The organism is Bacteroidota bacterium, from assembly GCA_013696965.1.
Taxonomy (GTDB): Bacteria; Bacteroidota; Bacteroidia; order JACCXN01; family JACCXN01; genus JACCXN01.
In genome coordinates this window covers 1-7,457 of the sequence record JACCXN010000088.1, presented here as the reverse complement: position 1 = coordinate 7,457, position 7,457 = coordinate 1, and the positions used below count along the sequence as shown (strand labels likewise).

At 34.1% G+C, this 7,457-nt stretch carries 8 protein-coding genes; 1 reads left to right on the top strand and 7 read right to left on the bottom strand.

The window, feature by feature from the left end; genetic code table 11:
- Window positions 1-346: 346 nt before the first annotated feature.
- Genes H0V01_12770 through H0V01_12755 form a run of 4 tightly spaced genes read right to left on the bottom strand, consistent with a single transcriptional unit; the run spans window position 347 to window position 5,078 of the window.
- A complete protein-coding gene (locus H0V01_12770) occupies window positions 347-1,420 on the bottom strand; it encodes a hypothetical protein (protein ID MBA2584247.1) in 1,074 nt (357 codons plus the stop codon).
- Window positions 1,421-1,426: 6 nt separating this feature from the next.
- Window positions 1,427-3,643 carry a sensor histidine kinase gene (locus H0V01_12765; protein MBA2584246.1) on the bottom strand — a complete coding sequence of 739 codons (2,217 nt, stop codon included), beginning with the start codon at window positions 3,641-3,643 and terminating at the stop codon, window positions 1,427-1,429.
- Entirely contained in the window at window positions 3,622-4,860 is a 1,239-nt protein-coding gene (locus H0V01_12760) for a DNA cytosine methyltransferase (GenBank protein ID MBA2584245.1), read from the bottom strand. The genes H0V01_12765 and H0V01_12760 overlap by 22 nt, the downstream gene beginning before the upstream one ends.
- Complete coding sequence (locus tag H0V01_12755; GenBank protein MBA2584244.1) at window positions 4,857-5,078, bottom strand: helix-turn-helix transcriptional regulator; 222 nt, start codon at window positions 5,076-5,078, stop codon at window positions 4,857-4,859. Before H0V01_12755 ends, H0V01_12760 begins: the two co-directional genes overlap by 4 nt.
- Before the next feature lie 61 nt (window positions 5,079-5,139).
- On the opposite strand from H0V01_12755, the gene H0V01_12750 reads away from it, so the two are divergent.
- Window positions 5,140-5,397 carry a hypothetical protein gene (locus H0V01_12750; GenBank protein ID MBA2584243.1) on the top strand — a complete coding sequence of 86 codons (258 nt, stop codon included), beginning with the start codon at window positions 5,140-5,142 and terminating at the stop codon, window positions 5,395-5,397.
- A 182-nt stretch (window positions 5,398-5,579) separates the two neighbouring features.
- On the opposite strand, the gene H0V01_12745 is transcribed toward H0V01_12750, so the two are convergent.
- Genes H0V01_12745 through H0V01_12735 form a run of 3 tightly spaced genes read right to left on the bottom strand, consistent with a single transcriptional unit; the run spans window position 5,580 to window position 7,286 of the window.
- Window positions 5,580-5,945 (bottom strand): SdpI family protein, encoded by a 366-nt coding sequence (locus H0V01_12745; GenBank protein MBA2584242.1) that lies wholly within the window; start codon window positions 5,943-5,945, stop codon window positions 5,580-5,582.
- 31 nt (window positions 5,946-5,976) lie between these two features.
- Entirely contained in the window at window positions 5,977-6,123 is a 147-nt protein-coding gene (locus H0V01_12740; protein ID MBA2584241.1) for a hypothetical protein, read from the bottom strand.
- Complete coding sequence (locus H0V01_12735) at window positions 6,120-7,286, bottom strand: hypothetical protein (protein MBA2584240.1); 1,167 nt, start codon at window positions 7,284-7,286, stop codon at window positions 6,120-6,122. Before H0V01_12735 ends, H0V01_12740 begins: the two co-directional genes overlap by 4 nt.
- Window positions 7,287-7,457 lie beyond the last annotated feature (171 nt).

Below are 7,457 nucleotides of genomic sequence, written 5' to 3'. Positions count from 1 at the left end.
TGAACATTGGCAGTATGAAGGTTTTCGTCCGTAGCGTCTTGTTAAGAAGAGCCGTGTGATGCGAGAGTATCAAGCACGGTTCTGTGAGAGGTTTAGGGGTGAGATTCCCCTTTACCTACTCGACTTCTTTGTCTGTCGTGGGTTACAACCATTTTTATGTCGTCCGTTTGTGTCATTTATAGAGTGCTTTTTTGTCTGGCTTGTGTGTCGGGCGTTTTATTTTTTTGAAGCGGTGGAAATTTTTTAAAAACAATTTTTCTTTTGGGTCGGCTTTGCAAGTTCTATTAAAAACTTTGGTCGTGTGTTGGCTTGTGCGGTTTTTAATTGTGCTTGCAAAATGCGTTGATTATTTTTTATTAAATAGTTCTTCAATTATAGCGTCTTGATTAAATGTAGGCTGTCCTTGTCTTGAGAAATAATTTGAAAATCTTGAAATTATGTCTTTAATGAAGGGAGAAGAAATTGTTGCTACTCTTTCAAGGTCGTTAGAAAATGGAATAGAGGTTATATCCTGAAAGTCAATTGTTAAACCATTATTTGATTCAAAAGGTGGTAAATAATGGTAGCGTGCATTTTTATTTTTCACAAAACTTTCAATCTTATTTTTATCTACTTCGTTCTTTTTATTTAAGCAGGAAATTTTGTAGTTGAAATCATTTGCTTTTACAATTATGATGTTGTCTGAATTTCTTATTGGTTCTTTTACACCACCATCAAGGTCTTTGTAACCTTGAATGACAATGTCACAAGCAGGAGTAAGGATAACATAATACTCTTCATTAAACTTTATTAAATCTCCAGTATGTAAATTTTTCTTTATCGGAGGCTTTATGTAAACCTCAAACGGATGGTATTCCTCAAAGTCTCCTTGAAGATTTATGTCTAAATGCTCTTGAAAATGAGAAAGGATGTAGCGAAGTAAGTTATTTGGGTTGTTATGTTTAATCCAAACATCTAAATCATTTGAAAGATGATTCCAAAATATTTTAGTGAGGTTATTGTCTATAGTGCCAAATGGTCTTAGAAATCTTGTAATGCCGGTATTGTAAATCTTTATTATTTCAAGTAAAATATCTGAAAGTTGTTCCGTTCTTAATTTCTTCTTCAAGAGAGCATTTTCTTTTATGTCGTCAACTTGTGCAATGCTACCTGAATAAATTATTATTGGAATTCTGATTTTTTGATAAACAGATTCAACTAATTTCTTTCCTTCTAATTCTTCTGTATTTGAAAGTTTTAAATCAATGATTGCAGCATCATAGTATGGAGTATTCAAGGCTTGTTCGCCCTCTGCATAGCTTTTGCAAATTGTATAAACAATTTGCAATTCGTTTTTTTTGTTGTATTGAGAAATCACATCTTCGTAAACCTGAATTTGTGGTGCTTCGTCTTCAATAATTAGGATGTTTACTTTGCTCATTGTATTTTATTGTATAGGAACTTCTATTTTAAAAAATGCACCACTTTCAGAATAAATAGCTTTTAATTCTCCTTCATTTCTTCCAATTGCTTCACCTGCAATTGCAAGTCCTAAACCAGAGCCACCGCCTGTTTTGTTACTGAATTCAGGTTCAAATATTACCTCACTTTCAATAAGATGTTTTTCAATTCCAGGCCCGTTGTCTTTATATTCTATAATCAAAAGGTCGTCTTCTTCATAAGCCTTAATGCTGATTTGTTTTGCCCTGTCCTCAATACTTTGTAACCAATAGATACTATTGTCAACAAGGTTGGTTAGCACAATGTAGAAATCTTCTTGCCAACCGAAGCAGGTCAATTTTTCATCGCAGTCAATGTTATACTCTATTGATTGATTGCTTAGTTCTGAAAGGAAAACATCTTTAACATTTTCAATAATTTTCCTTAAAACAAAGTCTTTTTTCTTGTCTCTCTTTTTGGAAGATAATGGGTCAAGTTTGCCGAATAGTTTTATGAAAATATTAGTCTGCTCATCAATTACCGAAAGTCGGTTTAGAATTTTGTCAAGAGTATTTTGGTCGTAATGTGTTACCAATTCTTCCTTCCATTCATTAATTAATGGTATTTGATTTTTAAAATACCCTAGAGGTTTTCGCCCTTCGTGTAAAACGATATTGATAATTTTTCCGACTGTTGCCTGACCTTGATATAAAGCAATTGCCTGTTTTAATTCATCCGCAATTTTGTTGTTCTTTTCCTCTTTTTCAGAAATTATCTTGTTGATTTTCTCCTTCTTCTTTTCCTCAATTCCAAGATTGTCTAACTCTTTATTGATTTTCTCTTTTAGGTCTTTGAAATTATATAATCCATTTATTTTCTCACTCAAGTCCCTGTTGCTTCGTCCAAGTCCAACACTTTGTCTGTAAATGAATCGTCTGTTTTCAAGTTCCTTTAAAACCTGTTTAACAATTTCTTTTAGTCCAAAATATTCAGCAGTTTCTTTTATTCCGTCTCGTGCCGCCTTTTCTTCAAGTTTAGATTTCTCTTCAGATTCGATGTGAATGAATCCAATTACTTGGTCGCAACCAATTTTCAAGGAAGGGTTTTGAACCCTCTCGTTGTCAAGCGAAAGCCAATCGTAACCAGCATCTCCAAGCGGCCTAAGCCTAAATCCATTTCTATAAACTCCAATACCATTGAAAGTATCTAAAATAATTCTTGCTTCTCGTCTCCCAACATACTCACCAGTTATTGGGTCTTTCAATCCTCTTTCAATAAGTCCATCAATTGAACTCGGATCTCTGTCAAAAACCCTAAAATCTATTTTTACTTCTCCGCAATATGCTTCTGCATTTTTATTCTTGTCTTGATTTAGAAGAACTTTAAACTCTTTGATTATTTCAATAGGTGAGTTTTTAACTCGTTTATTTTCAAATTTTAATTTGGCAATTCCTTCTTTTGATACTGTGCCTGTTACTCTGTAATCAAACAAATCAAATAGCGGATACGGCTCAATATCTTCTGTGAGGTTTGAATAGCCCTCATAAGGGAAATTTCCAAGCTTTAAGCTGATTTTAAAATTATCAGTATCACTTTCAATTTTGTGTTCTTTTTTGTCAATTGGTGGAATTAATTTTTTTAACTCGAATTTTAGATTTTGAATTTGTTTAATGTTCCAATCATTCAAATGGCTTTCATCACCTACAATAATTATTTCTGTTCCACTCTTTTGCTTAGTTGTAAAATTTTCAATTAACACATCAACATCAGATAAGTATTGAGCATTTTGAAAATGTTCCCAAATCAAATACAATGTTGTTAAGTCGCCTGTTTCATCAATCGTTTGCAACACTAAGTCGTCACCAATAATAGATGCTGAATATCTTCCTATTCCTTTTTTACCTTGCATCATTCGTCCTTTTGGACTAATCTCTCTTTTCAATTTGTCATCAGTGGAAGGAACCATCCACTTATCAGTAACAGTTTCAAAGGTCATACCATGCCCTTCATCTTTTACGATTACTCTAATACCTTTTGTATTTCCTTTTTCAAATGGAAGAAGTGAAATGGTGCAATTAGGTGAATCTGCATCATAGGCGTTTTTTACTAACTCTACAATTGCTGCATATTTATCCTTTATAAGGTCTCTACCAATTGTAATTATATGCCTTCCAGCAGGTCGGATTTTATAAAACCCGTCTTTTATTTTTGTGTTTTCAGACATAATAATTCTTTCATTTTTTGAGCAATAGCATAAGCCATAAGTGGTGGCACTGCGTTGCCAATTTGTTTAAATGCTGCTGACCTTGACCCTTCAAAGTAAAAATCGTCAGGAAATGATTGCAGCCTTGCTGCTTCTCTCACAGATATTGAACGGCATTGCTCAATGTCGGGATGAATGTAATAGTGCCCGTCTTTGGCTATGTGCGCAACAATAGTATGTGATACGCCTTCACCATTTACTACTTTAAAGCGGTCTAAAAAAGAAGTCATGTTTTTATGTGTCCGCAAGTCTTTAGGTAAGTCGGTATACTTCACTCTCACATTTCCTTCATTCCATTTCTCAATTGCAAATTCATAAATCGCTAAATCTCTTTGGTTATGAGGTCTTGAAATGTGTTGCGTCACAAAGTCAACTCCATTTCTCAACTCAAATTTTTGCAAGTATTTATTTTTTTTGCTTTCATATTTCATTACTCTTTCGCCTTCTCCTGGTTGTAATTTCGGTAAATCATTAAGTGCATCTTGCACTTTATATTTTTTCGGAAGAGTTTCAATTTCAGGAAAACCGAAATCATTTTCTTTAAGCCAACCGACTATAATTACTCTTTTTCTTGCTTGCAAAACTCCATAATCAGAAGCGTCAAGTGTTTTATGATAAACTTCGTAACCTAGCTTCTTGAAATAAATTTTTAAATTTTTGAAATGTTCGCCTTTGTTTGCACTTAGCAAACCCGGCACATTTTCAAAAACAAATGCTTTAGGTTGAAATTCTTTTAGGAATCTCCCGTATTGAATGTAGAGTTTATTTCTCGGGTCGTTTTCAATTTCTTTTTGGTGTCTACCTAATAAAGAATAAGCCTGACAAGGCGGACCACCAATTATCAAGTCAACTTGCTTTCCTTTTTGGTGTTTTTTTATTTCAGAAAAAAGAGATTTGATTGAATCATCAGTGATTTCAACATTCAAAACTGAATCTAAAATTTCTGAAGGAACTTGTTTGTATAAATCAGTCCTTGTGATTTTACCTTGTAGATAGTCGTTGTAAATTTTTATCTTCTTATTTTCGGCAAGATAGTGATATGCAGCCCTTGTTTTTATTGAGAAGCAAGCCTCCTCATTCATTTCTATGTGAGCAATTGGGTTTAGGTCGGCTTTTATAAAACCTTCGGACATTCCCGATGCACCAGCAAATAAGTCTATGAAATTAAGTTTGCTCATTTTACTTTCTTTAATTTTAAATGATTACAAACTTTAGAAAGAATCTCAACTGGAGGAACGTCAATAGCTAATGCAATAAGATAAAGTTCTTCAACTTTTAAATTTGTTGTTTCATTGTTGCTCAATTGACTAAGTCTTGAAGTGCTGATGCCTGTCTTACGAGAGACATCAGCCTTTTTAATTGACTTTTTAGATAATATTTCTCCTAATACTGTCATACTTAGAATTAACGTATTTGTTTAGCAAAGATATACTATTATTTAGAATTTCTATATAAAAATGCAGAATTTCAAAAGTGGGTCGGCAAAAAGTGGCTCTTTTGGTTTTGCCGAAGGGTCGGCTTTTTGTGTCGGGGCAAAACCAAATGTGCCACTTATGCGGCTGGATAAAATTGTTTTTAAAAAAGTGCGGGTCGGCAAAAAAATAAAACAAGAAGCGTTGGTTTGTCGTGTCGGAAAAAAGTCCCCTGTTAAGTTTATATGTTGTCCCAATATTTCGATAATTGTCTGTCAGTTTAATGGTTGTTTTGTCGTCTAATACGCTTGCCTATAACGTTTTGCAGCTACAAGAAGTTGGCGATTTCGAAGCACTAAACTGTCTGCCACCACAAAACTTGATACGAAGCACAAAGCTTCATTTAACCACTGAACCGCCAATTTCTTGTAGCTGCTGTTAGGCACTGGGCATTTATTTGTCTTGCCTGTCGGATGCATTTTTTGTTAAGATTCTTGTTGTCTATTTCCGTTTTTGTCAAATAGTTTTTTTAAATGTTTTTCGGTCGCCCCGACCATTATTATAATTGAAAAAATTATTAATCCTATAGCCACACCTGTCCCGGTTGCACCAGTGTCGGGAATGAAAGTTGTCCCCAGTCCTATTATGGTTAACATAAGACCTACAATTATCATAATTGTTGCAGAATATTTATTTGCAGTTGTCCATGTGTCCATATTTCTCATTGAGGAAGTTGTCCTGTAACCGTAAAAAGAATTTATTTTGCGGGGTGGAATTAACCTTAGTAATAGTCCAACGATAAAGAACACTATTCCTACTGAGATTGTCAATGTTGTCAAAGTTGCTGTCATAGTTTAAGTTTTTGTCTTTTTTGCCTTGTGCCTAACGGTTTGCAGCTACAAGAAGTTGGCGATTTCGAAGCACAAAACTGTCTGCCACCACAAAACTTGATACGAAGCACAAAGCTTCATTTAACCACTGAACCGCCAATTTATTGTAGGTGCTGTTAGCAGTAGTTGTTCTTGTCATTCCGTTAGTCTTGTTACTTGAATAATGTCGTGAAATGGGTCGCCAAATTTACCAATCCACTTTTGTCCAATCATAGTTATTTGTCCGTCTGACCTTATTAAAAATGGCACACTATTGATACCCACAGAATACTCAAATTTTCTCTCAAAAGTTAAGTCACCATTTTTATCAAGTTCAAATACATATGCTCTGTCGCCTTTGTCCTTAATTGGTGTGATAGTGCTTGAAAATAAATAACTACCACTTTTGGTTTCTATTATACTTCCCGGCTTTTCATAGTAGTTCTGTTTAATATCTTTTTGCCATTTTAGATTTCCTTCTTTGTCAAGATAAATAATCTTCAGATAGTGATAATGTTTCTTCTGTTCTTCTGTTTGGGAATAATTGCTCCCATAAAAAAGCAAGTCTCCGCTGATTGTCAATATTGTTTGACGTGAATAAAAATGAGGATATTTTTTTGTCCAAATTGTGTCGCCTTCCTGCGTCAACTTCATTAACCACAAAGAATTAATGTTTGCATCTTGGTCGTATTGCTCTGCTGTTAGATAATAATTATTGTCAGCCGATTGAATAATTGAAATTGGATTGCTATGTCCCTTTGTCAGCAATAGATTTTCTGAAATCAACTTTCCGTCAAGATTATATCGTCTAAATGAAATTCCGATTTTTGTTTTTTTAGGAATAAATTCATTAGCTATCAAAAGTATATCGCTATTTCTTGTTAGGGTTAATACTGTCGAACCGTCTGGATATTTGGGTTTGTCAATTTTCTTAGACCAAATCTGTTTCCAATTCTTGTCATACTTACTTAGAAAGTCTTTTGTATAGCCACCCATTGTTTTAAGGTCAGTAGTTACCACATAATAAAACTCATCAAGCTCAATGTAGTCTGTTAGAAAATTTTCAAAGGAAATTGGCAAACTATTTATTGAGTCGCCTTTGGGACTAATTTTCAAAAAATAAAAATCATTTTTATGAATATTATCTTCTTGATTAGTTCTCAAATAAAGAAGATAATTATTGTCCGCTGTTGTTTTGAAGTCCAAAATTGAATTATGACCACCAAAACTGATTGAAGTTTCACCAATTAATTCGTAATGCAATTTAGTGTTTGTGTCACGGTCATTTTGCTTCTCTTGTCCATTACAAGAAACTAAAGTCAAAAGTGTCAATATTGTTATTGCGGTCGTCTTCATACAATTACTGCTAACGTTTCCTGCATACCCGCATGTGGGGCTGGTTTGCAGCGTTTCTGTCCACCGAGCAGCGAAAGGTAATAGAAAGAAATGACTTCTCAAAATGCACCAAGCACCCCACTTGAGGGTATGCAGTGT

Coding starts and splice junctions, on each gene's coding strand:
- H0V01_12765 (MBA2584246.1), bottom strand. CDS start 3,643: ATGTCTGAAAACACAAAAATAAAAGACGGGTTTTATAAAATCCGACCT.
- H0V01_12750 (MBA2584243.1), top strand. CDS start 5,140: ATGCAGAATTTCAAAAGTGGGTCGGCAAAAAGTGGCTCTTTTGGTTTT.
- H0V01_12755 (MBA2584244.1), bottom strand. CDS start 5,078: ATGACAGTATTAGGAGAAATATTATCTAAAAAGTCAATTAAAAAGGCT.
- H0V01_12770 (MBA2584247.1), bottom strand. CDS start 1,420: ATGAGCAAAGTAAACATCCTAATTATTGAAGACGAAGCACCACAAATT.
- H0V01_12745 (MBA2584242.1), bottom strand. CDS start 5,945: ATGACAGCAACTTTGACAACATTGACAATCTCAGTAGGAATAGTGTTC.
- H0V01_12740 (MBA2584241.1), bottom strand. CDS start 6,123: ATGACAAGAACAACTACTGCTAACAGCACCTACAATAAATTGGCGGTT.
- H0V01_12760 (MBA2584245.1), bottom strand. CDS start 4,860: ATGAGCAAACTTAATTTCATAGACTTATTTGCTGGTGCATCGGGAATG.